24 protein-coding genes and 1 tRNA gene are annotated in these 25,369 nt (G+C 63.8%); 18 read left to right on the forward strand and 7 right to left on the reverse strand.

The window, feature by feature from the left end; genetic code table 11:
• The first annotated feature begins 4 nt into the window (after positions 1–4).
• The 7 genes from N5P29_RS08225 to xerD all read left to right on the forward strand — a co-directional run bounded on the left by N5P29_RS08225 (position 5) and on the right by xerD (position 7,398).
• A complete protein-coding gene (locus N5P29_RS08225; RefSeq protein WP_262278105.1) occupies positions 5–250 on the forward strand; it encodes a hypothetical protein in 246 nt (81 codons plus the stop codon).
• A gap of 3 nt (positions 251–253) precedes the next feature.
• On the forward strand, positions 254–1,066 hold the full coding sequence (locus tag N5P29_RS08230) for a TlyA family RNA methyltransferase (protein WP_262278106.1): 813 nt from the start codon (positions 254–256) through the stop codon (positions 1,064–1,066).
• Between the two features lie 13 nt (positions 1,067–1,079).
• Positions 1,080–2,111 (forward strand): NAD kinase, encoded by a 1,032-nt coding sequence (locus N5P29_RS08235; protein ID WP_262278107.1) that lies wholly within the window; start codon positions 1,080–1,082, stop codon positions 2,109–2,111.
• A gap of 3 nt (positions 2,112–2,114) precedes the next feature.
• Positions 2,115–3,854: a DNA repair protein RecN gene (recN, locus tag N5P29_RS08240; RefSeq protein ID WP_262278108.1), complete on the forward strand. Its 1,740-nt coding sequence runs from the start codon at positions 2,115–2,117 to the stop codon at positions 3,852–3,854.
• Positions 3,855–3,998: 144 nt separating this feature from the next.
• Positions 3,999–5,744: a CTP synthase gene (locus tag N5P29_RS08245; protein ID WP_262278109.1), complete on the forward strand. Its 1,746-nt coding sequence runs from the start codon at positions 3,999–4,001 to the stop codon at positions 5,742–5,744.
• Between the two features lie 29 nt (positions 5,745–5,773).
• Positions 5,774–6,436 carry an NUDIX domain-containing protein gene (locus N5P29_RS08250; protein WP_262278110.1) on the forward strand — a complete coding sequence of 221 codons (663 nt, stop codon included), beginning with the start codon at positions 5,774–5,776 and terminating at the stop codon, positions 6,434–6,436.
• A 2-nt stretch (positions 6,437–6,438) separates the two neighbouring features.
• Positions 6,439–7,398: a site-specific tyrosine recombinase XerD gene (xerD, locus tag N5P29_RS08255; protein ID WP_262278541.1), complete on the forward strand. Its 960-nt coding sequence runs from the start codon at positions 6,439–6,441 to the stop codon at positions 7,396–7,398.
• A 16-nt stretch (positions 7,399–7,414) separates the two neighbouring features.
• Here the strand turns inward: xerD and N5P29_RS08260 are convergent, their stop codons facing one another.
• Positions 7,415–8,119 carry a hypothetical protein gene (locus N5P29_RS08260; protein ID WP_262278111.1) on the reverse strand — a complete coding sequence of 235 codons (705 nt, stop codon included), beginning with the start codon at positions 8,117–8,119 and terminating at the stop codon, positions 7,415–7,417.
• A 56-nt stretch (positions 8,120–8,175) separates the two neighbouring features.
• Between N5P29_RS08260 and N5P29_RS08265 the strand changes: the two genes are divergently transcribed.
• Positions 8,176–8,673: an 8-oxo-dGTP diphosphatase gene (locus N5P29_RS08265; RefSeq protein ID WP_262278112.1), complete on the forward strand. Its 498-nt coding sequence runs from the start codon at positions 8,176–8,178 to the stop codon at positions 8,671–8,673.
• Positions 8,674–8,742: 69 nt separating this feature from the next.
• Here N5P29_RS08265 and N5P29_RS08270 read toward each other — a convergent pair whose 3' ends face one another.
• From N5P29_RS08270 to N5P29_RS08295, 6 genes are all read right to left on the reverse strand, one after another.
• On the reverse strand, positions 8,743–9,882 hold the full coding sequence (locus N5P29_RS08270) for a bifunctional 2-methylcitrate synthase/citrate synthase (protein ID WP_262278113.1): 1,140 nt from the start codon (positions 9,880–9,882) through the stop codon (positions 8,743–8,745).
• A 77-nt stretch (positions 9,883–9,959) separates the two neighbouring features.
• Positions 9,960–10,865 (reverse strand): methylisocitrate lyase, encoded by a 906-nt coding sequence (gene prpB / locus N5P29_RS08275; RefSeq protein ID WP_262278114.1) that lies wholly within the window; start codon positions 10,863–10,865, stop codon positions 9,960–9,962.
• Positions 10,866–12,386, reverse strand: coding sequence for an MmgE/PrpD family protein (locus N5P29_RS08280; protein ID WP_262278115.1), 1,521 nt, complete (start codon positions 12,384–12,386; stop codon positions 10,866–10,868).
• 10 nt (positions 12,387–12,396) lie between these two features.
• Positions 12,397–13,035, reverse strand: coding sequence for a GntR family transcriptional regulator (locus tag N5P29_RS08285; protein WP_262278116.1), 639 nt, complete (start codon positions 13,033–13,035; stop codon positions 12,397–12,399).
• 77 nt (positions 13,036–13,112) lie between these two features.
• Complete coding sequence (locus N5P29_RS08290) at positions 13,113–13,826, reverse strand: response regulator (RefSeq protein ID WP_144662607.1); 714 nt, start codon at positions 13,824–13,826, stop codon at positions 13,113–13,115.
• Positions 13,823–15,469 (reverse strand): sensor histidine kinase, encoded by a 1,647-nt coding sequence (locus N5P29_RS08295; RefSeq protein WP_262278542.1) that lies wholly within the window; start codon positions 15,467–15,469, stop codon positions 13,823–13,825. The genes N5P29_RS08290 and N5P29_RS08295 overlap by 4 nt, the downstream gene beginning before the upstream one ends.
• 138 nt (positions 15,470–15,607) lie before the next feature.
• On the opposite strand from N5P29_RS08295, the gene N5P29_RS08300 reads away from it, so the two are divergent.
• From N5P29_RS08300 to N5P29_RS08345, 10 genes are all read left to right on the forward strand, one after another.
• Positions 15,608–16,954: a cation:dicarboxylate symporter family transporter gene (locus N5P29_RS08300; protein WP_262278117.1), complete on the forward strand. Its 1,347-nt coding sequence runs from the start codon at positions 15,608–15,610 to the stop codon at positions 16,952–16,954.
• A gap of 255 nt (positions 16,955–17,209) precedes the next feature.
• A complete protein-coding gene (locus N5P29_RS08305; protein ID WP_262278118.1) occupies positions 17,210–18,109 on the forward strand; it encodes a ParA family protein in 900 nt (299 codons plus the stop codon).
• 6 nt (positions 18,110–18,115) lie between these two features.
• A complete protein-coding gene (locus tag N5P29_RS08310; RefSeq protein WP_262278119.1) occupies positions 18,116–19,000 on the forward strand; it encodes a segregation and condensation protein A in 885 nt (294 codons plus the stop codon).
• Positions 18,993–19,649 carry an SMC-Scp complex subunit ScpB gene (locus N5P29_RS08315; RefSeq protein ID WP_262278120.1) on the forward strand — a complete coding sequence of 219 codons (657 nt, stop codon included), beginning with the start codon at positions 18,993–18,995 and terminating at the stop codon, positions 19,647–19,649. Before N5P29_RS08310 ends, N5P29_RS08315 begins: the two co-directional genes overlap by 8 nt.
• Positions 19,650–19,801: 152 nt before the next feature.
• The gene (locus tag N5P29_RS08320) at positions 19,802–21,007 is read left to right on the forward strand and encodes a pseudouridine synthase (RefSeq protein ID WP_262278121.1); all 1,206 of its coding nucleotides are present in this window, start codon (positions 19,802–19,804) and stop codon (positions 21,005–21,007) included.
• 2 nt (positions 21,008–21,009) lie between these two features.
• On the forward strand, positions 21,010–22,116 hold the full coding sequence (locus N5P29_RS08325) for a prephenate dehydrogenase (RefSeq protein WP_262278122.1): 1,107 nt from the start codon (positions 21,010–21,012) through the stop codon (positions 22,114–22,116).
• Positions 22,116–22,829: a (d)CMP kinase gene (gene cmk / locus N5P29_RS08330; protein WP_262278123.1), complete on the forward strand. Its 714-nt coding sequence runs from the start codon at positions 22,116–22,118 to the stop codon at positions 22,827–22,829. The genes N5P29_RS08325 and cmk overlap by 1 nt, the downstream gene beginning before the upstream one ends.
• The gene (locus N5P29_RS08335; RefSeq protein WP_262278124.1) at positions 22,819–23,553 is read left to right on the forward strand and encodes a lysophospholipid acyltransferase family protein; all 735 of its coding nucleotides are present in this window, start codon (positions 22,819–22,821) and stop codon (positions 23,551–23,553) included. Before cmk ends, N5P29_RS08335 begins: the two co-directional genes overlap by 11 nt.
• Before the next feature lie 10 nt (positions 23,554–23,563).
• The gene (der, locus tag N5P29_RS08340; protein WP_262278125.1) at positions 23,564–25,114 is read left to right on the forward strand and encodes a ribosome biogenesis GTPase Der; all 1,551 of its coding nucleotides are present in this window, start codon (positions 23,564–23,566) and stop codon (positions 25,112–25,114) included.
• A gap of 141 nt (positions 25,115–25,255) precedes the next feature.
• Positions 25,256–25,329, forward strand: a tRNA-Pro gene (locus N5P29_RS08345).
• Positions 25,330–25,369 lie beyond the last annotated feature (40 nt).

Raw genomic sequence — 25,369 nt, forward strand, 5'->3', positions numbered from 1 at the left:
TGTGATGACCGAAATTCCTGTGCCGGAGCCGGCTGACAGCAAGGTGCAATGGCCTGAGCCGGCAAACGCCACAGGGGATGCCCTGGTGGATAAGGCGCTCGGCGTCCTGGACAGTGTTCCCGATGTTCCCTTGAAGGAGCACGGGGAGCTTTACACCCGGATCCACGATTCGTTGTTGGAGGCCTTGGATTCCGAACCAGGCCTTCCAACAATCCAAGCCAGCCATCAACCTCCGGAAGGCAACAACTGATCCATGGCACGACTCGATCAGGAACTGGTCACCCGAGGGTTGGCGAGGTCCCGGACCCATGCCGCGAAATTGATCAGCGACGGCAAGGTTTCCTCCGGCGGATCGGTCCTGGCAAAATCGGCGCTCCAGGTCGATGCCGGCACCGAGCTGACCGTTCAGGCGCACCTGGAGGATATCTACGTCAGCCGCGCCGGCCATAAGCTGGCTGGCGCGCTTGAGGCCTTTCCCGCCGTCGTGGTTTCCGGGAAGCGGTGCCTCGACGCCGGTGCCTCCACGGGTGGGTTTACCGACGTGCTGCTCCGGCAGGGCGCCTCGAGCGTGGTGGCGGTGGATGTGGGTCACGGCCAGCTGGTTTCACAGCTGCGTGAGGATCCCAGGGTTGACGTCCATGAAGGGCTCAACGTCCGGTATATGACTCCGGAGCAGATCGGCGGCCCGGCCCGGCTCACGGTGGCCGACTTGTCCTTTATCTCCCTGACTTTGGTGCTTGCACCCTTGGCTGCCTGCACGGAACCCGGCGGGGATCTGCTGCTGATGGTCAAGCCACAGTTCGAAGTCGGCAAGGAGCGGCTGAGCCGCACCGGCGTGGTTTCCTCCGAGAATGAACGACGCCGGGCGGTTGCCCAGGTGGCCCACGCTGCGGTTGAATCGGGGCTGGATCTTCGGGGCCTGACGGCCAGTCCATTGCCGGGCCAGGACGGAAATGTTGAATACTTCCTGTGGATGACGCGCAGGATGTCGGCCTCGTTGCCTAAGATCGAAGAGCGGGACCAGCACGTAGCTGCCTTGTTGAAGAACCTCTGGCCGAACCACTAGAAAGCAGAACCCGATGAGCAGGCGTGTACTTGTCCTTGCCCACACTGGGCGGGAGGAATCGCTCCGCGCTGCATGGGATGCCTGCACGCAATTGCACTCGTCAGGTTTGGTTCCTGTGCTGCAGAAATCTGAACTTGCCGATATTGAACGCTTTTTCGGCGCTTTGGACACTCCCATTGAGATTTTGAACGACCACGTCAGCCTTGAGGACGTGGAGCTGGTCATGGTCCTTGGTGGTGACGGCACCATCCTGCGTGCTGCGGAACTGGTCCGCGAGGTTGATGTACCGCTGCTCGGAGTCAATTTGGGCCACGTTGGCTTTCTGGCCGAGAGCGAGCGGGCCGACCTCGCCCAGACGGTGGAGTGGATCGCGAGCCGCCAATACACGGTGGAAGAACGCATGACCATCGACGTCCAGGTGTGGATCAAGGGCCAGAAGATCTGGCACACGTGGGCGCTGAACGAGGCCGCCATCGAGAAGGCCAACCGGGAGCGGATGCTGGAGGTCGTCACCGAAGTCGATGAACGTCCGTTGACCTCCTTCGGCTGCGATGGCGTGGTGATGGCTACGCCTACGGGGTCCACGGCCTACGCTTTTTCGTCGGGCGGACCCGTGGTGTGGCCTGAGGTTGAGGCCCTGGTGATAGTCCCCATCAGTGCACACGCGCTCTTCGCCAAGCCTTTGGTGGTCTCCCCGCGATCCAAGCTCGCGGTCGAAATCATGAACCGGACCGATGCCCAGGGCGTTCTTTGGTGCGACGGGCGGCGGTCAGTGGACCTGCCTCCCGGGGCACGGGTGGAGGTAACCCGCTCCGCAACGCCTGTTCGGCTCGCACGGACCCACAAGACCCCGTTCTCGGCCAGGTTGGTCCGGAAGTTTGAACTTCCCATCCACGGATGGCGCGGCCCGGCCCCACGCAGCGGCGAAGTCCACACGGGTCCCATCCCGGTCATCAGAACCCTGTCACCGGCGCCTTTGCCGAGCCCGCGGGATGTCAATGCTCCCCGGGACGGTGACCCCTCCGACCCCACGAATGCGAAGTGAAGCATGCTTGAAGAACTCCGAATCCGTGATCTCGGCGTCATCACCGACGCCGCCCTTCCCTTGGGCCCGGGCCTTAGCGTCGTCACCGGCGAAACCGGCGCCGGCAAGACCATGGTGGTCACCGCCGTCGGGCTTCTCCTGGGTGCACGTTCGGACGCCGGCGCGGTTCGCAACGGCGCCAAGTCCGCCTCAGCCGAAGCGGTCCTGAAGCTCGATCCCGCCCACAGCGCCGTGGAACGCACCCGCGAAGCGGGCGGCGACGCGGAAGAGTACGACGGCGTGGCCGAGCTCCTGCTGGCCCGCACCGTCGGCGCGGATGGCCGCAGCCGTGCTTACGTCGGTGGTAGAACCGCACCGGTAGGCGTCCTTGCCGAACTGGGCGAGAGCCTGGTGGTGGTGCACGGACAGACGGACCAGATCCGTTTGAAAGGCGCCGCTGCACAGCGTCACGCACTGGATCGCTTCGCAGGGGGAACCTTGGCCAAGTCGCTGGGGGAGTACCAGGATCTTTACCGGCATTGGAAGGCGATCCAAACCGAACTTGAGACCCTGCGGACTGAGGCACGCGAGCGGCTGCGTGAGGCAGAGTCGCTGGACGCCGCCTTGACGGAGATCGATGAGATTGATCCCCAGCCAGGCGAGGACGAGACCCTCAAGGCGGAGGCGGTCAAACTCGCCAATGTCGAGGAACTGCGGATTGCCGCGGCGTCGGCGCATGAGTCCCTGATCGCCGAGGAGTTCGGTGAATCCGGCGATGCCACGTCCATGGTGGACGCAGCGAAGAGGACGCTTGAGCATGTGGCAGAGCACGATGAAACCCTCGGAGCCGCTGCGGCCAGGTTGGCTGAAGTGGGGTTCCTCCTCAATGACATTGCTGCTGAGCTCTCCAGCTACCAGGCCGCGCTGGACACCGAGGGCCCGGAACGGCTGTCCGAAATCGAGGAGCGCAGGGCTGCCCTCGCCAAGCTCATCCGCAAGTACGCTCCCAGCATTGACGAGGTGCTGGAGTGGGCGGCCACGGCGCGGAAAAGGCTGGATGAACTGCAGGACGATTCGAGCCGGATCGAATCCTTGGACGCCGAGGTGGCCTCTACGGAGGTGACGCTGCGCAAACTGGCCGCGGCCATCAGCAAGGCGCGTTCAAAGGCGGCCAAGGACCTGTCAGGGCGCGTCAGTGCTGAGCTGAAGGCCTTGGCCATGGCCGATGCCACCTTGGTGATTGAGGTGGAAAGCAGCGATGTCCTGGGGCCGTGGGGGACCGACGAGATCGCCTTCCTCCTCCAGCCGCACTCCGGCGCTCCCGCGCGCCCCCTGGGCAAGGGAGCTTCGGGAGGTGAACTGTCCAGGGTCATGCTTGCCATCGAGGTTGTCCTCGCAGCGGTGGATCCCGTTCCAACGTTTGTCTTTGACGAGGTGGACGCAGGTGTGGGCGGGCGTGCCGCCGTCGAAATCGGACGTCGCCTGGCCATGCTGGCACGCCACGTCCAGGTGCTGGTGGTCACCCACTTGCCCCAGGTGGCCGCCTTCGCCGATCAGCACATCCGGGTCACCAAGACTTCTGTACGTGGTTCGGACGGGAAGACGGCCACAGGTTTCACCTCCAGCGATGTGCAGCTGCTCAGCGACGACGAACGCGTCAGGGAACTGGCCCGCATGCTGGCAGGGCAGGAGGACTCGGAATCCGCCCAGGCCCACGCACAGGAGTTGCTGGACGACGCAAAGCTCCTGCCCCAGCGGGCCTGAACCTGGCGCTGTGAGGCGGAAGGTGAAAATGGGAGCACCATCACATCAATGCTTTTTGGCCGCCATGCTCTTGATCGAATCGCGGTCCTGGGCAACTATTGACCATTTGGGGAATCCGAACAGGACGCTTGGAAGGCGTAATTGATGATAAGCTCGAATTCCGTGGTGCAGCGATCAAATTCCCGTGTAAATTCCCGGTTCCCGGGCTCGTCCAAGACGACCAAACACATCTTCGTCACCGGTGGTGTGGCGTCCTCGCTCGGTAAGGGTCTGACGGCTTCCAGCCTCGGCCATCTCCTGCGGGCACGCGGTTTGTCTGTAACTATGCAGAAGCTCGATCCATATCTGAACGTGGATCCGGGCACGATGAACCCCTTCCAGCACGGTGAAGTATTCGTGACGGATGACGGCGCCGAAACCGACCTCGACATCGGACACTACGAACGCTTCCTCGATGAGAACCTTGAAGGTTCGGCCAACGTGACAACGGGCCAGGTGTACTCCACCGTCATCGCCAAGGAACGTCGCGGCGAATACCTCGGTGACACCGTGCAGGTCATCCCGCACATCACCGATGAAATCAAGCGCCGCATGCGTCTGCCCGCCGAAGGCAAGAACGCGCCGGACGTCATCATCACTGAAATCGGCGGCACCGTAGGTGACATCGAGTCCCAGCCGTTCCTCGAATCGGCTCGCCAGGTCCGTCAGGATGTCGGCCGCAACAACGTCTTCTTCCTGCACGTTTCCTTGGTTCCGTACATCGGTCCTTCCCAGGAACTGAAGACCAAGCCGACCCAGCACTCCGTGGCTGCACTGCGCTCGATCGGTATCCAGCCTGAGGCCATCGTGATCCGTTCGGACCGCGAAGTCCCTGATGCCATGCGCGAGAAGATCGGCCGCATGTGCGACGTCGACATCGACGCCGTGGTCAACGCAGCCGACGCACCCAGCATCTACGACATTCCCAAGACCCTGCATTCCCAGGGCCTGGACTCCTACATCGTGCGTGCATTGGATCTGCCGTTCAAGGATGTCGACTGGACCAAGTGGGACAAGCTGCTTGAAGCCGTCCACAACCCGAAGCACCATGTTGAGATTGCCCTGGTGGGCAAGTACATCGACCTTCCGGACGCATACCTCTCCGTGACTGAGGCCCTTCGTGCAGGCGGCTTCGCCAACGAGGCCAAGGTCAAGATCCGCTGGGTCCCCTCGGATGAGTGCGAAACCCTGGAAGGGGCCAAGAAGTCCCTGGCCGGCGTCGACGCCATCTGTGTTCCCGGTGGCTTCGGTATCCGCGGCCTCGAAGGCAAGCTGGGCGCTTTGAAGTTTGCCCGTGAATCCAAGCTCCCCGTCCTTGGCCTGTGCCTTGGCCTGCAGTGCATGGTGATCGAGTACGCACGCAACGTCGTTGGCTTGGAAGGTGCTTCCTCCAGCGAGTTCGAGCCGGACTCCAAGTACCCGGTCATCGCCACCATGGAAGAGCAGCTGGATATCGTTGAGGGCAAGGGAGACCTGGGCGGCACCATGCGCCTGGGCCTCTACGAAGCCAAGCTCGACGAAGGCTCGGTCATTGCCGAAACCTATGGCACCACCACGGTCAGCGAGCGTCACCGCCACCGCTACGAGGTGAACAACAAGTACCGCGAGCAGATTGCCGCCGAGGGCCTGGTCTTCTCCGGTACCTCACCTGACGGCAAGCTGGTGGAGTACGTGGAGCTTCCCCGTGAAGTCCACCCGTACTACGTGGCAACTCAGGCGCACCCGGAGCTCAGCTCCCGCCCCACGCGCCCGCACCCGCTGTTCGCAGGTTTGGTCAAGGCTGCCCTGGAACGTCGTGAAGGCAGCCCTGTGGCTACCAAGACCGGCGCCCGCACGGTAGCAGCGAAGTAACTACGCAAGCACTAACGAAGGACGGCGCGATGCCCGGTATTTCTGAAACCCCCCGCACATCAAGGCAGGTTTCGGACATGCCGAGCCCGCGCCGTCTTTTGTCTACCAGCAAGGTCTACGAAGGCCGGATCTGGGACGTTGTCAGTGACTCGTTCCAGCTCAGCGAAGGCACGGACACGCTGGTGCGTGATTACATCGACCACCCTGGCGCAGTAGCTGTGCTGCCCATGAACGTCGACGGGGAAATCCTGCTGCTGAAGCAGTACCGTCACCCCGTTGGCATGGACCTGTGGGAAATTCCTGCTGGTTTGTTGGATGTCGAAGGCGAGGATTTCGTCGTCGGCGCGGCCCGGGAACTCGCGGAGGAAGCCGACCTCACGGCGGCAACGTGGAATGTGCTGGTGGACTTCTTCAATTCGCCCGGCTCCTCCAGCGAAGCTGTCCGCATTTACCTTGCCCGTGGCCTGAAGGACGTTCCGGAAGCTGACCGCCATGTCCGCACGGACGAAGAGGCGGAGATCGAACTTCACTGGGTCCCGCTCGAAGAAGCTGTCAAGGCAGTTCTTGAAGGCCGTCTGCACAACCCCTCAGCCGTCCTGGGCATCCTGGCGGCCGCAGCTGCGAAGGCCGATGGATTCACCAGCCTCCGTCCTGCCAATGCGCCGTGGCCGGCACATCCGAGCCAGCGCTGAGCATGGCAGAGGCGGCGACCCGGCCGCTCAACGGGATTGACCGTGCGGTCACGGACTACCTGCAGCACGTCGGGGTGGAGCGGGGCCTCGCGGCAAACACCCTGGCCGCGTACCGCCGCGACCTGGCACGCTATGCCAACTTCCTCGCCGCCCAAGGTGCCGGACAGCCGGGGGACATCACACGACACCACGTGACAGCCTTTGTCCAGGCGTTGTCGGACGGGTCCGACGGCGGAGCGGCCCTGGGCGTCCGTTCGGCCGCACGCACTGTGGTGGCCGTCCGTGGCCTCCACAAGTTTTGGGCGTTGGAAGGGACGACGACGGCGGACCCCGCCAGCGATGTCCACCCGCCAATGCCGGGCAAGCGGCTTCCGAAAGCCATCAGCGTAGGTGAAGTGACACGCATCCTGGAAGCTGCAGGCTCGGATACTGCCACGGGACTGCGGGACCGGGCCCTGCTTGAGTTCCTCTATTCCACCGGCGCCCGCATCAGCGAGGCCGTGGGCTTGGATGTGGACGACGTTTCCTTGGCTGATCCAGGATCCGGACCGGCGATCGTCAGGCTGTTCGGAAAAGGGTCCAAGGAACGGTTGGTGCCGCTGGGCTCCTATGGTGCACGCGCCGTCGGGTCTTATGTGGTGCGGGGCCGCCCCCTGTTGGCGTCCAAAGGGAAGGGAACGCCGGCGCTGTTCCTCAACGCCCGCGGCGGCCGCATCAGCAGGCAGAGCGCCTGGACCATCCTGAAGACGGCCGCGGAGCGGGCGAATATCACCAAGGATGTCTCACCACACACCCTGAGGCATTCCTTCGCCACTCACTTGCTCGAAGGTGGAGCGGACGTCAGAGTAGTGCAGGAACTGCTTGGTCACGCCTCTGTGACCACCACACAGGTGTATACGCTGGTAACCGCCGACACCCTGCGTGAGGTTTATGCGGCAGCCCATCCCCGGGCGTTGGGCTAGTCGCCGCTTCTCAGGGCTATTCCAGAACGTTCAGGGTCAATTCGACCGCGTCCACGGACACCGCCAGCAGCGACGTTCCCAGGCCAGCCACCAGCAAGAGGCCAGGGTGCGCCAGGCCCACCACTACGCGTTTGAGCCGTGGCCGACGACGCAGGAACCTTTTCGGGACGCGCGTTTTGACCGGCACTTGGCGCCAGCCCCGCAATCGGCGCAGGAACCACGCACAACGCACAATGAAGGCCATCCACAAAACGGAGAGAACCAAGGGCACGGCCGCCACCATGAGGTTGAACCCCAGGGCGGTGACTTCCTTTTCCGAATCACCGACCACCGTCTGGACCGTGGTGGAGATGGACGCACTCATCACAACCGAAGCCGCCCACACCATGAATGCGGCCACAAGGGCCAGGAACCGAACAAAAAAGTGGCCCAATACCGTCGCGTCAACCGCACGCAGGTGGCTTCGCGGCGTCGCATGCAACACCACCAGGGTCGAAACCAAGGTGGGCAGCGCCGCCAATAGGACCAGCAGGTACCAGGTCCAACCGGCCACATCGAGCACTTCGTCCAGGACGATGAGCCCGGCCCACAGCAGGGTCCACGCCCATCCCGCGTAGAGCGGATGCGCAACAAGCCATCGTGGCAGCCAACTGTCCGGATCAGTCGTGCTCTTGGCGGGAGTTGCCACACTGGCGCCCGCGTCACCCCCAGCTTCACTCATGGGGTCACTGTAGCAATGGCCGCTGCGGCAAGGGAGATCAGGTTAAGGTAGGCAGCATGACAGCAGCCCATGTGACCTTGTGCTTCCTGCTCCGGACAGGATCCGACGGCGAGCACGTCCTTCTCGGAACCAAGAAGACCGGGTTCGGACGAGGCAAAGTGGTGGGCGTCGGTGGACATGTGGAGGCGGGGGAGACCGCCCTTGAAGCGGCGTGCCGCGAGGTGATGGAGGAAATCAACGTCGTAGTGGAAGCCGCTGACCTGGTCCCCGCGGGCACCGTCGACTTCGTGTTTCCGGCCAGGCCCGAATGGAATATGGCCACCACGGTGTTCCTGACGCGTTCGTGGGTCGGGGAACCGTCCGAAAGCGAGGAGATCGCGCCCGCTTGGTTCCCCGTCCACCAGCTGCCGGTGGAGCGGATGTGGGCAGATGCCGAGCATTGGTTGCCGGCCATGATCTCCGGCAGGCGTATTGCCGTGCGGGTGGACCTGGCCGCGGACAACGAGAACGTGGCGGACGTGCACACAGTGGAGTGGGTGGAACCCGGGCGCTGAAACAACGACGGCGGGCTGGTCGCCTCTCGGTGGCCGGCCCGCCGTCGTGGTTTTTAGGTGGACGAAGCCTTAGGGCACGTGCCGCTCTTCCGGACCGTTGTATTCGCTCAGCGGGCGGATCAACGAGTTCGAGGCGAGCTGCTCCATGACGTGGGCTGTCCAGCCGGTGATGCGGCTGGCCACGAACAGCGGGGTGAACGTCTGCGTGTCGAAGCCCATGAGATGGTAGGTGGGCCCTGCCGGATAGTCAAGGTTCGGCTTGATGGCCTTGGCCTCGTCCATGGCCTGTTCCAAACCGTTGTAGAGGCCCAGGAGTTCCGGCCGCCCGTAGTGGGCGATCATCTTGTCCAGGGCGGCCTTCATGGTGGGGACGCGCGAATCGCCGTGCTTGTAGACACGGTGCCCGAAGCCCATGACCTTCTTCTTGTGGGCCAGGGCATCTTCCATCCACGTCTTGGCCCTGGAAGCCGCTTCTTCAAGTGCTTCCTCGGTGCGGATGCCAATCTCGTCGAACGTGTGCATGACGGCCTCGTTGGCACCACCGTGCAAGGGACCCTTCAGCGCTCCGATGGCGGCGGTAACGGCTGAATGGAGGTCCGCAAGGGTGGAGGTGACAACCCGGGCGGTGAACGTTGAGGCGTTGAACGAGTGCTCTGCGTAGAGGATCATCGAAACGTTGAAAGCCTCCACGACCTCGTCCACGGGCTCTTCGCCGAACGTCATCCAGAGGAAGTTGGCCGAGTAGCCAAGGTCATCGCGGGGTTCCACAGGCTCCTGTCCACGACGGCGGCGCTGGTCGTACGCCACTACCGCGGGCATGGCCGCCCAGAGGTCGATGGCCTTTTTCATGTTGGCCTCAGGCGAGGAGTCCTCTGCCAATTCATGCCGGGCACCGAGCACGGAAGCGGCGGTCCGGCAAACATCCATGGGGTGGGCGGTGGTGGGCAGGGCGTCAACCACTTGCTTCACGACCGGGTCCAGGGCGCGGCCCGCGCGCTCGCGGGCAGTGAATTCTTCCAGCTGCTTCCCGTCCGGCAGCTCCCCGTTCCACAGCAGGTAGGCCACCTCTTCGAAACTGCATTTGGCGGCCAGTTCCTGGACCGGGTACCCGCGGTACAGCAGGGAGTTGGTCTCCGGATTGACCTTCGAGACGGCGGTGTAGTCCACCACGACTCCGGCAAGGCCTTTTTTGATGTCAACATCTGCCATGTTGAACTCCTTTGTTCGTAGTGCGGGCGCGCCTTGAATTTTCGGCGGACCCGCGTTCCCCTTGATGAATCCGGAACCTAGCGGACGCCAGGAACCTGGAAGTTGAAAACGCCGGTATCGAATTGGTTGTATGCCTCGTAGTCGACGAGTTCGTAGAGGCGCGCACGCGTGAGCATCTTGGCCACGTGCGCTTCCTGGGTCCCCTCAGCCTTGATCGATTCCAGAGTACGCTCTGCAGCGCCCATGGCAATGCGGAGGAGCGTGACAGGGTAGATCACCATGTTCACGCCAACACTCTGGAGCTGGTCCACCGTGAAGAGGTCGCTTTTGCCGAACTCGGTCATGTTGGCCAGGATCGGTACGTCCACGGCGTCGCGGATGGCTTGGAACTCGCTCAAGTCACGCATGGCTTCCGGGAAGATCGCGTCCGCGCCGGCGTCCACCAGTGCTTTGGCGCGCTCCTGGGCAGCCTGCAGTCCATCGACGGCACGGATGTCGGTGCGGGCCATGATGAGGAAGTTCGGGTCCCGCCGCGCGTCGGCTGCCGCGCGGATGCGCTTAGCCGCGGTGTCGACGTCCACAACGTTCTTGCCGTCCAGGTGCCCGCAGCGCTTGGGGTTGAACTGGTCCTCGATATGGCAGCCGGCCAGGCCCGCGTTCTCGAGTTCCTGGATGGTGCGGGCGACGTTCATTGGCTCGCCGAATCCGGTGTCGGCGTCCACGATCGAGGGCAGCTCGGTCATGCGGGCGATCTGTCCGGCGCGGGTGGCCACCTCGGTGAGCGTGGTCAGGCCGATGTCGGGCAGGCCGAGATCGTTGGCCAGGACTGCGCCGGAGATGTAGACGCCGGCGAAGCCCTTCTCCTCAATCAGCCGGGCCGAGAGCGGGTTGAACGCACCGGGAAACTGCTGCACGGTTCCGGAGCTGAGCAGCTCCCTCAGGCGCAGCCTTTTCTGCTCGGGCGTGGTTGCGGAGTACAGCATTTAGAACAATCCCTTCGGAGCTGCCTGAAGGTCGATGACACCCGGAGCCGCGGTGATGTTGAGCTGGTCCAGTTCACCGGCTCCGAGTTCAGTGACGCGCTCGACGGCGGCGAGGAACCTTTCGATTTCCGCTTCCTCAACCAGACCGGCGGCCAGCGTACGGAACTTGTTGATGTATTGCTCGCGGGCGAAGGGCCGGGCACCGAGGGGGTGCGCGTCTGCTACTGCGATCTCATCGGTGATGACAGTGCCGTCCGTGAGCGTGATCTCCACGGAACCACCGAAGGCCTTCTCCGCGATGTCCAGCGAGTGGTAGCGGCGGGTCCATTCAGGGTCTTCGACCGTGGTGACCTTGTGCCAGAGTGCCACGGTGTCCGGGCGGGCAGCGCGTTCGGGAGCGTAGGAGTCCACGTGGTGCCAGGCGCCGTCCTGCAGGGCGACGGTGAAGATGTAGGGGATGGAGTGGTCCAGGGTTTCCCGGGAGGCGGTGGGTGAGTACTTCTGGGGATCGTTGGCGCCGGCGCCGATGACGTAGTGCGTGTGGTGGCTGGTCTTGATCAGCACCGAGGCCACGTTGGCCGGGTCCGTGGTTTCGGGGTGCTCGCGGTGCAGTTTGCGGGCGAGGTCGATCCACGCCTGCGCCTGGTATTCGGCGGAGTGCTCCTTGGTGTAGGTGTCCAGGATCGCGCGCTTGGCCTCACCGGGAAGCGGCAGCGGCACCTCGTAGGAAGCCTCGGGACCGTCCAGCATCCAGGCGATGACACCGTCCTCACCTTCATAGATCGGCACGGGGGAAGTCTGTCCGCGCATGGCACGGTCCACGGCTTCGACGGCCATCTTGCCTGCGAACGCCGGGGCGTGGGCCTTCCAGGTGGAGATCTCGCCCTTGCGGGACTGCCGTGTGGCGGTGGTGGTGTGCAGGGCCTGGCCGACGGACTGGAAGATCGTTTCGACGTCCAGGCCAAGGAGGGTTCCGATGCCGGCAGCGGCCGAGGGGCCAAGGTGGGCCACGTGGTCGATCTTGTGCTTGTGCAGGCAGATGGCCTTGACCAGGTTCACCTGGATTTCGTAGCCGGTAGCGATGGCCCGGACGAGGTCGGCACCGTTGGAACCGACGTGCTGGGCGACGGCCAGGATCGGCGGGATGTTGTCGCCCGGGTGGGAGTAGTCCGCAGCCAGGAAGGTGTCGTGGTAATCCAGTTCGCGCACGGCCACACCGTTTGCCCACGCGGCCCATTCCGGGGAAACCTGCTCGCTGATACCGAACACCGAGGCGCCCTTGCCGTTGGCGCTCGGTGCGTGGGTGAGGGCCTGCGCCCGGGCTGCAACGATCGGTGCCCTGTTGAGGGAAGCGATTGCCACGGAGGCGTTGTCGATGATCCGGTTGATCACCATGTCAGTGACCTCTGCCGTCACTGCTACGGGGTCGGCGGCGACCTCGGCGATCTTGTGGGCCAACTGCTCCTCGCGGGGCAGGTTCTCTTCGCTCTTGTAGACACGGACGTGGTTGTTCTTGACCATGGTGCTCCTTCTAGGCAGGGGTGTGGGTGGCTTTGAGGTGGGTGAGGCTGCGGTGCAGGTGAACCATCGTGGCGGCTTCGGCGAGTCGCGGATTGCCCGCGGCGATGGCCTCGGCGATGGCGGCATGCTCAGCGGCGGCAGCGTGGAGCCTTGCTGAATCGTCGGCGGCCATACGGCGGACGCGGACCAAGTGGACCCGCAGGCCACGCATGGCGTTGGCGAGGTAAGTATTGGAGACGGCGGCGTCGATGGCCTCGTCCAGCCGTCCCACGAGGTCGTAGTACTCATGGCGGGCGGGGTCGTCGTCGCTGATCAGTCCGGGGGCCTGCAGAAGTTGCGCCTGCAAGCGGGCAAAGATGCCCGGTTCGCCGCGCTGTGCCGCGAGGGAAGCGGCCCTGACTTCGAGGGTTTCGCGCAGTTCGAACAGTTCGTCGATGCTGTCCAGTGAGATATCGGTGACGACGACGCCCCGGCCGCCCGCCGCCGTCAGGCCTTCAGCGGTGAGTCGGCCCAACGCCTCCCGGACCGGGGTTCGTGAGACTCCAAGCCGTTCGGATTGTTCCACTTCGGCGAGGACCGTACCCGGTGGCAGGCGCCATTCAAGGATGTCCTCACGAAGGGCCGTGTAAGCCCGATCACTGGCGCGCATGCCTTCAGTGTATACACAGAGCCTGCTTGAGGCCAGTGTTTTTCAATTCTTGCGGGTTTGTGTATACATTCGCCGCATCAGTTCCGGTTCCAGCCGTACTCGTTCTCCGGCCGCCCGGGAGTGCCGTAGCGAGGCGCCCTGGTTACTGTTCCGGCGTCGGCAAGGTACTCCAGGTACCGTCGGGCCGTCACCCTGGACATGCCCAGCGCGTCCATGACTTCGCTGGCGGAGACAGCATCCTGCCGCGCCCGCACGAGGTCCTTCACCGCTTCCAGCGTCGAACCGGAAAGGCCTTTGGGCAGCGGCAGTTCGGTGGGAGCGCGGAGGCTGGCGAACGCCTGGTCCACATCGCTTTGCGACGCGCCGGCCTTGGAGATCCCGGACAGTGAACCTGCCAGCTGTTCCCGGAACGTCCTGTAGCTGCGGAGCTTGTCGGCAAACGTTGCGTACGTGAAGGGCTTGATGAGGTACTGCACGACGCCGATGGAGACGGCGCTGCGGACGATGTTCAGTTCGCGCACAGCGGTGATGGCGATGATGTCGGCAAAGACGCCCGCAGAGCGCATCCGGCGTGCGACATCAAGGCCGTGCAGGTCCGGAAGGTTCATGTCCAACAGGACCAGGTCAACAGGGGAGCCTGAGGCCGCGAACTCGCCGAGGATCCGCAGCGCCGATTGTCCATCCGGCGCTGTTCCCACCAGGGTGAACCCGTCCAAACGGCCCACGTAGACCGAATGTGCATCCGATGCTATGGGCTCGTCTTCGACAACCAGGACGCGGATCTCTGTCATGCTTTCTCTTCCTCCGGAACGGGCGCGGGCAGCACAACATGGAACTGCGCGCCGCCGGGATTGCTGATGGTCATCGTACCGTTGAGTCGCTGGACGGCCTGCCGCACCAAGGCCAGGCCAACGCCCCGGCCATGGGCGCCGCCGCCGGTACCATCGGGGGACTTGGTGCTGAATCCGTACTGCAGTACGTCGTCGATCGACGCCGGATCGATGCCGCCGCCCGAATCGCGGATCGTGAATTCGACGGCGGCAGCACCGGCGTCGACCTCCAACTCAACCTGCCTCGGGAAATCGCCGGCGGCCGCGGCGTCGATCGCGTTGTCCAGCAGGTTTCCCAGAATGGTGACCAGATCCTGGATCTCCAGCCCCCGGACACCGCCGCTGCCCGAGGTTCGGACCACCAGTTCCACGCCACGCTCGTGCGCTTCGGCTGCCTTGCCCATCACCAACGCGCTCATCACGGGTTCGTCCACCGACGCCACCATGTCATCGGTGAGTTGTTGGCTCAGCTCCAGGTCCTTGGTGGCAAAGTCCAGGGCCTGCGGGGTGCGGCCCAGTTCCAGCAAAGAAACAATCATGTGCAGCCGGTTGGCATGTTCATGGGTCTGGGCACGCAGGGCATCCGAGAGTGTTTTCATTGTCTGCAGTTCGGTGCCGAGGGACTCGATTTCCGTGCGGTCCCTGATGGTCGCCACGGTGCCGTAGACCGCCGGTCTCTGCCGGCCGCGGGCCGGAACCGGGCCGACGGCCGGGGCCTGGTTAACCACCAAAATACGGGATCCGGTGAGGTGGATCTCGTCGTGCGCGGGCCTGCCGGATTCAAAGAGTGTCCGCAGGCTGCCGTCGAAGGGAAGCTCCGCCAGCTTCGGGGCGGCCTCAGGTGAGCGGTCGGCGTCGGAGGGTTCCAATCCCAGCAATTCCGCAGCTTGGTCGTTGTACATCACGGCTTTGCCGCGGGTGTCGAAGAGGATCACGCCTTCACGCACCGAGTGCAGCACCGATTCGTAGTAGGCGAAGAGTTGCGCCAGTTGCTCCGGCCCCCAACCGCGGGTGACCGAACGCAGGTAGCGTCCCAGGAGCCAGGCAGCAAAAGACCCAAAAGCCAACACCACCAAGGCGATGCCACCAATGACACCCAGCCGGTCAGCCACGTCGGTATCGACCGTACGGACCGTGACTCCGGCGGCGACCAAAGCTTTGATGGAACCATCCGCAGCCCTGACGGGTGCGATGGTGCGGACCGAAGGGCCCAGCGTCCCGGCCGTGACTTCCGTGAACGTCTCACCCCGCAACGCAGGATCGATGGTTCCGATGTAGGGCTTGCCCAGTTCCTCGGTCCGGGGGTGGGTCCAGCGGGTGCGGTCCGTTGCCATGATCGTGATGAAGTCGGCATCGGCGTCGTGCATGACCTTCAATGCATAGGGCTGAAGGACTTCCGAGGGGTTGACGGTGGAAGCCGCGTCGAGCACCAAAGGGTTGTTCGCGATGGACGTGGCAAGGGCCAGCATTCTCCCGCCCGCGTTGTCGTAGGCCCTGTCCCTGGCCTCAACCACGGAAAAGGTCCCGAAGACCGCCGTCATCACCAGGACGAACAGCAGGTTTGCCACAAACAAACGTCGGGCAATGCTCCAGCTGTGAAACACAAGGACCTCCATGACCAATATGACCGCAACGGTGATGTATGTCACCCACGGCTCAATGATGGATATCACACAAGGGCAGCGGATTGGACATCAGTGCAGGACCGCAGCGCCTTACACAGTATCCAGAAGGAGAATCCCATGACCTCTCAACGAGGAGAGTCGGCAGTAGCTGCCAAAAGTGGACGCAAGGGACTCGACAAGTCGCATTACCTGTACATCGCGGTCATCCTGGCCGTCGTGCTAGGCGCTGTCGTCGGACTCTTGTTCCCGGAGGTCGGAAAGTCACTCAAGCCATTGGGGGACGGTTTCATCAAGCTCATCAAGATGATGATTGCCCCGGTGATCTTCTGCACGATCGTGCTGGGCATCGGTTCAATCGCCAAGGCCGCCACGGTTGGCAAGGTCGGAGGCCTGGCCCTGGGCTACTTCGTGGCCATGTCCACCTTCGCGCTCGCCATCGGACTGGTGGTCGGTAACCTTATCCACCCCGGTGAAGGCCTGAAGCTGACCCCGTACGATCCCAACAAGAAGGCGGCCACGGACAGCACCGTGGACTTCCTCCTCGGCATCATCCCCGGTGACATCCCCGTCCTGCCCACGCTGCTCGCAGCCATCCTGGTTGGATTCGCCCTCCAGAAGATGGGCAAGCAGGGCCAGCCCATCCTGAACGCCATCGGCCACGGCCAGCGCCTGGTCTTCCGCATTCTGATCATGATCATGTGGCTTGCCCCGGTCGGTGCCTTCGGTGCCATCGCCGCCGTCGTGGGTGCAACCGGCGCCCAGGCAATCCTGAGCATGTTCACCCTGATGGTGGCCTTCTACATCACCTGTGCCCTCTTCATCGTGGTCATCCTCGGAACCCTGCTCCGCGCAGTGGCCGGCGTCAACATCTTCCGCCTCATGAAGTACCTTGCACGCGAATACCTGTTGATCTTCTCCACCTCCTCCTCTGAGGCAGCACTTCCGCGCCTGATCGCCAAGATGGAACACCTGGGCGTCTCCAAGCCGGTCGTAGGCGTTACCGTTCCCACGGGCTACTCCTTCAACCTGGACGGCACGGCCATCTACCTGACCATGGCATCCCTGTTCGTGGCCAACGCCATGGGCACCCCGCTGGACCTGGGTGCGCAGATCTCCCTGCTGGTGTTCATGATCATCGCCTCCAAGGGAGCCGCAGGTGTCACGGGTGCAGGTCTGGCCACCCTCGCCGCAGGTCTGCAGGCACACAAGCCCGAACTCCTTGGCGGAGTAGGCATGATCGTGGGAATCGACCGCTTCATGTCCGAAGCCCGCGCCCTGACCAACTTCACCGGCAACGCTGTTGCCACGGTGCTCATCGGCACCTGGGTCAAGGAGATCGACAACGGCCAGGTCGAGCGTGTCCTGTCCGGAAGCGAGCCATTCGACGAGCAGACGATGATCGCCCACGGCAGCGAATCAGAGACCGACTCCGAGGCCGAAGCCCGGGCGAAGGCAACCGTCTAGCGGTCCCTGCCCCAAGGCGCTCGCAGACGACGAAGGCCGGCACTTCCCAAGTGCCGGCCTTCGTCGTTTCCCTTCCCGGGGGATGGGAACTTTATCCGAACCTTCGACCTCAACTAGAGGGTCAAGGCTCAAACATGGGGCAAAGTCAAGTTCCCCGAATAACCGTGTCGGGGGCTGTAGCCTGAAGGAGTAGTAATGCTGTAGCCCGGGGGCACAGCGGCAGGGAAGATCGTCGTCGAAAGAGTGGTTAGATACGTGAGCATCGAACGGGGAACAGCTACGCTGGAAGGCGCCGGGCTCGATCTGGTAGACGCCGTCATGGGGCCCACGGGCCGCCCTCACCGCGAATTCCCGGAACCTGCCCCGCTTGCCTCCCATGGCCCGGCGCGGGTCATCGCCATGGTCAACCAAAAAGGTGGGGTTGGTAAAACAACGTCCACTATCAACCTCGCGGCTGCGCTCGCAGAGTACGGCCGGCGTGTCCTGCTGGTGGACTTCGACCCGCAGGGTGCTTTGTCGGCGGGCCTCGGGGCCAATCCGCATGAACTTGACCTCACCGTCTACAACGTCCTGATGGACCGCAAGGTGAACATCCGCGACGCCATCCAGCAGACCGGGGTGGAAGGCGTTGACCTCCTTCCGGCCAACATCGACCTCTCCGCGGCTGAAGTGCAACTCGTTAATGAGGTCGCCCGGGAGCAGGTCCTGGACCGTGCCCTCAAGAACGTTGAAGACGACTATGACGTCGTACTGATTGACTGCCAGCCATCGCTGGGCCTGCTGACCGTCAATGCGCTCACGGCAGCCCATGGGGTCATCATCCCGTTGATCTGTGAGTTCTTCGCACTTCGCGCCGTGGCCCTGCTGGTGGAAACCATCGAGAAAGTCCAGGACCGCCTCAACCCGCGCCTGCAGGTCGACGGCGTCCTGGCCACCATGTACGACGCCCGCACCCTCCACAGCCGCGAAGTGATCTCCCGCCTGGTGGAGGCTTTCGGCGACAAAGTCTTCGAGACAGTCATCAAGCGCTCCATCAAGTTCGCAGATGCCACAGTGGCCGCCGAGCCGATCACCAGTTACGCCGGCAACCACATCGGTGCTGACGCCTACCGCCGCCTGGCCAAGGAACTTATCTCGCGCGGCGGCGCGCCCTAACGGACAGTGGGACTGTCTTTCGCCCCGGCTCCGGAAACAGCGGCCGATGGGGAAACGCCCGACGCCGGAACCTCCGATGCGCCCAAGGCGGGCTTTGAGGTCCGGCTGGCCAACTTTACCGGCCCGTTCGACCTCCTGCTGGGCCTGATTTCCAAGCACAAGCTGGACATCACCGAAGTGGCGTTGGCTACTGTCACCGATGAGTTCATCAAGTACATCCGCCGTCTCCAGGAACTGGGGGAGGACTGGGCGCTCGATGAGGCCAGTGAATTCCTGGTGATTGCCGCGACGTTGCTTGACCTGAAGGCAGCGCGTCTCCTGCCCGCGGGAGAGGTGGAGGACGCCGAGGACATCGCGCTCCTGGAAGCAAGAGATCTCTTGTTTGCCCGCCTCCTGCAGTACAAAGCCTTCAAGCAGATCGCCGCAATCATGGGCGAAACCCTGGAGCAGGAAGGCCGGAGGTACCCCAGGCAGGTGGCCCTGGAGGCACACTTCGCAGCGATGCTTCCCGAACTCGTATGGCGGCACACGCCGGAGCAATTCGGCGAGTTGGCGGCCAAAGCGCTCAAGCCCAAGGACGAGGCTCCCGCCGAAGTGGGCCTGGGCCACCTTCACGCCCCGCCTGTCAGCGTCAAGGAGCAGGCAGGAATCATGGGTCACAGGCTGAAGCTGGGAGCGCCACTGTCCTTCCAGGCGTTGATCGGGGACGCCGGTACCACCTTGGTGGTAGTGGCGCGTTTCCTGGCCCTGTTGGAAATGTTCCGTGACCGGGTAGTGGCCTTTGAGCAGCCCGAACCGTTGGGTGAGTTGATGGTGCGCTGGACAGGCGACGATGCCGAATGGGACAGCTCAAGCTTGAGTGAAGAATATGAGGCTGGCAACAATGAGTGAAGAAGCAGGATCCCGGGACGGGCTTGCGGAACTGGAAGAGCTGCCTGGCGGTGCCCGGGCTGCGTTGGAAGCGGTGCTCATGGTCATCGACCAGCCTGCAACCTCCGAAGAGCTGGCCGCCGGCCTCAACGTAACGGTCGCCGTCGTTGAGGATTTGCTGGAGGACCTGCAGCGGGAGTATAGCGGCTATACTGTTAAAGCCCCGGACGTGGATGCTGTCGGCTTTGCCGGTTCCAGCACTGCACCCCGGGGTTTTGAATTGCGGAACGTCGCCGGCGGGTGGCGGATCTATTCACGGTCGGATTTTGCCGACATCGTGGGAAGGTTCGTCCTCGAAGGGCAGACCACCAGGCTTACTCAGGCAGCGCTTGAAACCCTGGCGGTCATTGCCTACCGGCAACCGGTCTCCAGGGCCCGGGTGTCCGCCATTCGCGGCGTCAATGTCGATTCTGTGGTCAGGACCCTCACCCAGAGAGGTTTGATCGAGGAGTCCGGAACGGATCCCGAATCCGGGGCTCTCTTGTACCGGACCACCTCGTACTTCCTGGAACGGATGGGCATTGGATCGGTGGCTGAACTGCCACAGCTCTCGCCGCACCTTCCAGGCCTGGAAGGAATTGACGAGTACTACGACGCAAGCCGGATGTAGCCGCGTGCTCCTGCCGGCTGTGCGGGACAACTTCATACTGATTCAGGGCACCTTAGCAAGGTGCGCAGCAACAAGGGGCAGACGACGTCTGCCCGGCTGGCTAGTGTTGATTGCAGCACTCAATGCCGGCCATCACTACACAAGGACGGGTCATGACACAGGCGGGACGCCAGAGTTCACCACGTAACGGTTCGGGACGCAACAGCTCCGGACGCAATGCAGGCCAGGGCGGCACAGGCCGCTCCAGCGGCGGCGGTTTTTCCGGCCGCGGCGCCGGCGCCGGCAAGCGCAACTTCACCCAGGGGGAGGGCCGCCCCTTCAAAGCTTCGAAGCCCCGCGAAGCCGCGCCCTTCGATGCCGACAACCCCACAACGGCCGAGGACTACAACCGCGGACAGGCGGCACGTTCTTCCAAGCCATTCCGCAAGCCCGGCTCCAACAAGCCCGGCTTCGGCAAGGCCCCGGGTACTCCGGGTGCCTTGAAGCCCAAGCCGAAGCAAGCCAAGCAGTTCGGCTCGAAGGCCTTCGGCAGCGAGCGTTTCGGGCAGAACCTCGGGCCCGTCCGGAAGCCGGGCCGCAACCGCGGGCCCCGCCAGGAAGTCCCGCAGTCGGAACTTCACGACGCCGACGGTGTGCGCCTGCAGAAGGTCATGGCGCAGGCCGGTGTCGCTTCCCGCCGCGTGTGCGAGGAAATGATCCTCGAAGGCCGCGTTGAGGTGGACGGTGTTGTCACCACAGAGCTCGGCATGCGGGTGGATCCCACCTCTGCCGTGATCCACGTCGATGGCATCCGGATCCAGCTGGACGAGACCCTGGTCTACATGGTGTTCAACAAGCCCAAGGGCGTTGTCTCCACCATGGAGGACCCCGAGGGCCGCCCGTGCATCAGCGACTTCCTCAAGAACAACAAAAACAAGGGCGAACGCCTGTTCCACGTCGGCCGCCTTGACGTCGCCACCGAGGGACTGCTGCTGCTGACGAACGACGGCGAACTGGCCAACCGTTTGACGCACCCTTCCTACGAGGTACCCAAGACGTACCTGGTCCAGGTCCGTGGACCGTTCCCCCAGGGTGTCGGCGCCAAGCTGAAGAGCGGCGTTGAGCTCGAAGACGGCGTGGCAGCCGTCGACTCCTTCCGCCTGGTCGATTCCACCCCGGGCCATGTGCTGATCGAGGTTGTCCTCCACTCCGGCAAGAACCGCATCGTGCGCCGCATGTTCGACGCCGTCGGGTTCCCCGTTGAACGGCTTGTCCGCGTCAAGGTTGGCCCCATTGGCCTGGGTGACCAGCGCCAGGGAAGCATCCGCAACCTCGGCAGGCAGGAAGTTGGACACCTCCTGGCATCCGTGGGGCTCTAAGCATGTCTGCATTCGGTACGCACGGCCGGGGCCACCTTGATGGCCCGGTCGTCGTTCTCGGTACAGGGCTGCTGGGCGCCAGCATCGGGCTTGGCCTGCGCGGCCGCGGAGTTCCGGTCTTTCTTTTTGATCCCTCGCCCACCAACCAGGCGGTCGCGGTGGACATCGGAGCGGGCCGTCCTGTGGCGGAGCTGGGCGAAGAACCCCAGCTGGTAGTCGTTGCTGCACCGCCTGACGTGACGGCCGACGTCGTGCAGAAGGCTTTGTCCGACTACCCGGCAGCCGTCGTGGTGGACATTGCCAGCGTCAAGGCGACAATCCTGGAACAGTTGCGCGAGCGTGGAGTGGACCTCGCCCGCTACGTGGGGACACACCCCATGGCCGGGCGGGAAAAGTCCGGGCCGGTCGCGGCCAGGGGTGAACTCTTCACCTCCATGCCGTGGGTGATCTGCCCCTCGGAGGAGACTTCCGATGCCGCTGTCCAGGTGGCCCGTTCGCTGGCTGGGGACCTCGGAGCGATAGTCTCCCAGTTCACCGCCGACGAACACGACGAAGCTGTTGCCCTGGTTTCGCACTTGCCGCAGATCATGTCATCGTTGCTGGCCAGCCGCCTGCAGGGTACGCCCTTGCATGCTCTTTCGCTGGCAGGCAACGGTCTGCGGGACACCACCCGTATCGCCGCCAGTGATCCGACCCTTTGGGTTCAGATCCTCGGTGGCAATGCCGGCAAGGTGGTGTCCATCCTGCACGGTGTCCGTGAGGACCTGAACCGTTTGATCGGCACCTTGGAGGCGCCGTCGGCGCCGGGCGCACGGCTGGACCTTGCCCAGCTGATCAGTGAAGGCAATGCAGGCCAGGCCAGAATCCCGGGCAAACACGGCGGGCCGCCGCAAGCGTACTCGTGGCTCACCATCCTGGTGGACGACAAGCCCGGGCAGATCGCGCAGCTGCTCACGGAGATCGGCGAGATCGGCGTTAACCTCGAAGACCTGCGGCTGGACCATTCGTCGGGACAGAACGTGGGCATGGTGGAGCTTTCCGTGCTTCCCAGCAAGCATGACCTCCTTGTTGAAGCTTTGACTGACCGTGGATGGCGGGTACTCCAGTAATGACACGTGAATTCTTCGGCCCCGAGACGGTCGCACGCCCCGGCAAGCCCTTGGTGATCGCGATCGACGGCCCTTCAGGCTCTGGAAAATCGAGTGTCAGCAAGGAAGTTGCCCGGCGCTTGAAGCTGGCCTACTTGGACACGGGAGCAATGTACCGGGCCCTGACGTGGTACTGCCTGAAGACCGGAGTGGACCTCCACGACGGCGCTGCTGTGGAGCACGCCTCCAAGACCATACCCTTGGAGGTCAGCACCAGCGCTGCCAAGGAATACGTGGCCGTGGACGGAACGGACATCACTGACGAGATCCGGGAGCCCCTGATCTCCTCGTCCGTCAGTGCCGTGGCCACCACGCTTGGAGCACGCACCGAACTGATCCGCCGCCAGCGCGAGCTGATTGACCAGCACCACCACCGCATGGTGGTCGAAGGACGCGACATCACCACCGTCGTCGCGCCCAATGCCGAGGTCCGCATGCTCCTGACCGCCAGTGAGGAAGCCAGGATCCGGCGTCGTGGTATCCAGTTGGGCGGCACGCAGAGCAAGGAACAGCTTGCTGCCCAGGTGATCCAGCGCGACGCCAAGGACTCCACGGTGGTGAACTTCACCCAGGCCGCCGACGGCGTGGTGACCCTTGATTCCTCGGACCTCGATTTCGAGGAAACCGTGGACACCGCACTGGCGATTGTCAGCAAGGTCATCTATGGCGACTGAGACCCAGCTGCCGGCCGCATGGACGCGCCTGTGGAGCCGCCCGGTGGGGTGGATCCTGGACCACGTCCTCTACCGGACCGTGGTGTCGGGCAGGAGCAACGTTCCCGCCGCCGGGCCCGTTGTTTTCGCCGCGAACCACATCAGTTTCCTGGACGGGCCGGTGATGTTCGGTGCCGCGCCACGGCCCATGCACATACTGGTCAAGAAGGAGATGTTCACAGGCTTCCTGGGCAAGGTCCTCACGGGCCCGGGCCAGATTCCGGTGGACCGGACCGGTGACCGCACCGCACTGCACATCGGCAAGCAACTGCTCGACGACGGCCGTTGCGTCGGGATTCTTCCTGAAGGAACCCGGGGCCTCGGTGCCGCCGAAAACATCAGCAACGGGGTTGCCTGGCTCGCCATCAACTCCGGAGCCACGGTCATTCCGGTCGCCATCCTCGGAACCCGCCAGGGTAACGAGCACCGCGACCATATCCCCAAACTTCGCCGCAAGCTCCATGTCAGCTTCGGTGAACCCATCACGGTGAAGCGCCGGAAGGGCGAACCGGGGCGTGTTTCAATGGACAGGGCGGCCGCGGAAATCCGCGAAGCCCTCGCCGGACACGTCCAGGACGCCATCCGGGCCACGGGCCAGGGCCTACCCGCGGAGCCTGTGCCCGCGACACCCGCCCGGCAGCACCGCCCATCAGAAGTAGCCGGGACGCCGGCAGACCACCACTAAGGAAAGTGCAATGAGCGATACGACTCAAAAATCCGGCCTCCACGGAGCCGGCGACGACGAATACACGCCCACCGGCACCGACCAGGTGGCTGAAAACCTGGCTGCCTTGGACGACGACGAGGCGGAGCTGCGTGCTGCCACCCTTCGGGCCGGCCTGGATGACTACGAACTCGACGACGAAGACGCCGCCCTCCTCAGCGGTGAGTACGGCGACGAAGGCGAGGAAGGTCCCCTCAAGCTGGACCCCGTCCTGGCCATTATCGGACGTCCGAACGTGGGCAAGTCCACCTTGGTCAACCGCATCCTGGGCCGCCGCGAAGCCGTCGTGGAAGATACCCCGGGCGTTACCCGCGACCGCGTCATGTACTCGGCACGCTGGAACGGCCGTAACTTCACCCTGGTGGACACCGGTGGATGGGAACACGACGCCAAGGGCATCCACGCCCGGGTAGCAGAACAGGCCGAGATGGCCGTTGAGCTCGCTGACGCCGTTCTCTTCGTGGTGGACTCTGCCGTTGGTGCTACTGCCACGGACGAAGGCGTCATGAAGATGCTGCGCAAGAGCAAGAAGCCGGTCATCATGGTCGCCAACAAGGTGGACGACTTCGCGCAGGAAGCAGATTCCGCCGTGCTGTGGGGCCTGGGCTTCGGCGAACCGTACCCGGTGTCGGCGCTCCACGGCCGTGGCGTTGCCGACCTCCTCGACCACGTCATGGACACCCTTCCCGAGTACTCCCTCGTTGAAGGCGTGGAGCGCTCAGGCGGTCCCCGCAGGATCGCCCTGATCGGACGACCGAACGTTGGCAAGTCCTCGTTGCTGAACAAGCTCGCCGGATCCGAACGTGTTGTCGTGGACCCGCTGGCCGGCACCACGCGCGATCCCGTAGACGAGTTCATCGAGCTCGGCGGGCGCACCTGGCGCTTCGTGGACACCGCCGGTATCCGCCGCCGCCAGCACATGGCCCAGGGTGCCGACTTCTACGCATCCCTGCGCACGCAGGCCGCGCTCGAAAAGGCGGAGGTCGCCGTCGTACTTCTTGCTGTCGACGAAGTCCTCAGCGAGCAGGATGTCCGCATCCTCCAGTTGGCCATTGAGTCCGGCCGGGCACTCGTGCTCGCATTCAACAAGTGGGACCTGCTGGACGACGAACGCCGCCGGTACCTCGAGCGCGAAATCGAGCAGGACCTGGCACACGTCGAGTGGGCACCGCGGGTGAACATCTCGGCCAAGACCGGCTGGCACAAGGACCGCCTGGTCCCTGCCCTGGACACGGCCCTGGAAAGCTGGGACCGCCGCATCCCCACGGGACGTCTCAACGCGTTCTTGGGTGAACTGGTGGCAGCCCACCCGCACCCCGTACGTGGTGGAAAGCAGCCGCGCATCCTCTTCGGCACCCAGGCGTCGAGCCGTCCGCCGAAGTTCGTGCTGTTCACCACCGGATTCCTGGACCCGGGATACCGTCGCTTCATCACCCGCCGCCTGCGCGAAACGTTCGGCTTTGAGGGCACGCCCATCGAAGTCAGCATGCGCGTACGCGAGAAGCGGGGCAAGAAGCGCTAAGTGAGACGCGCATCACAGCCCACTTTGGCTGTGATGGCGTCTTCGACCTCCAACTTCGTGTAAGCTTTTGGAGGTGGTTCGGCCGGACTGCTTAGGTGGGACTCTTCGGAGGAAAACCTGGGCGGAGAACGGTGGAACCAGCGGGCTGTAGCGCAGCTTGGTAGCGCACTTGACTGGGGGTCAAGGGGTCGCAGGTTCAAATCCTGTCAGCCCGACTAGCGAAAACCGCTCTATCACTGGGAAGTATCCCGGTGG

The sequence above is a fragment of the Paenarthrobacter sp. JL.01a genome, from assembly GCF_025452095.1.
GTDB lineage: Bacteria > Actinomycetota > Actinomycetes > Actinomycetales > Micrococcaceae > Arthrobacter.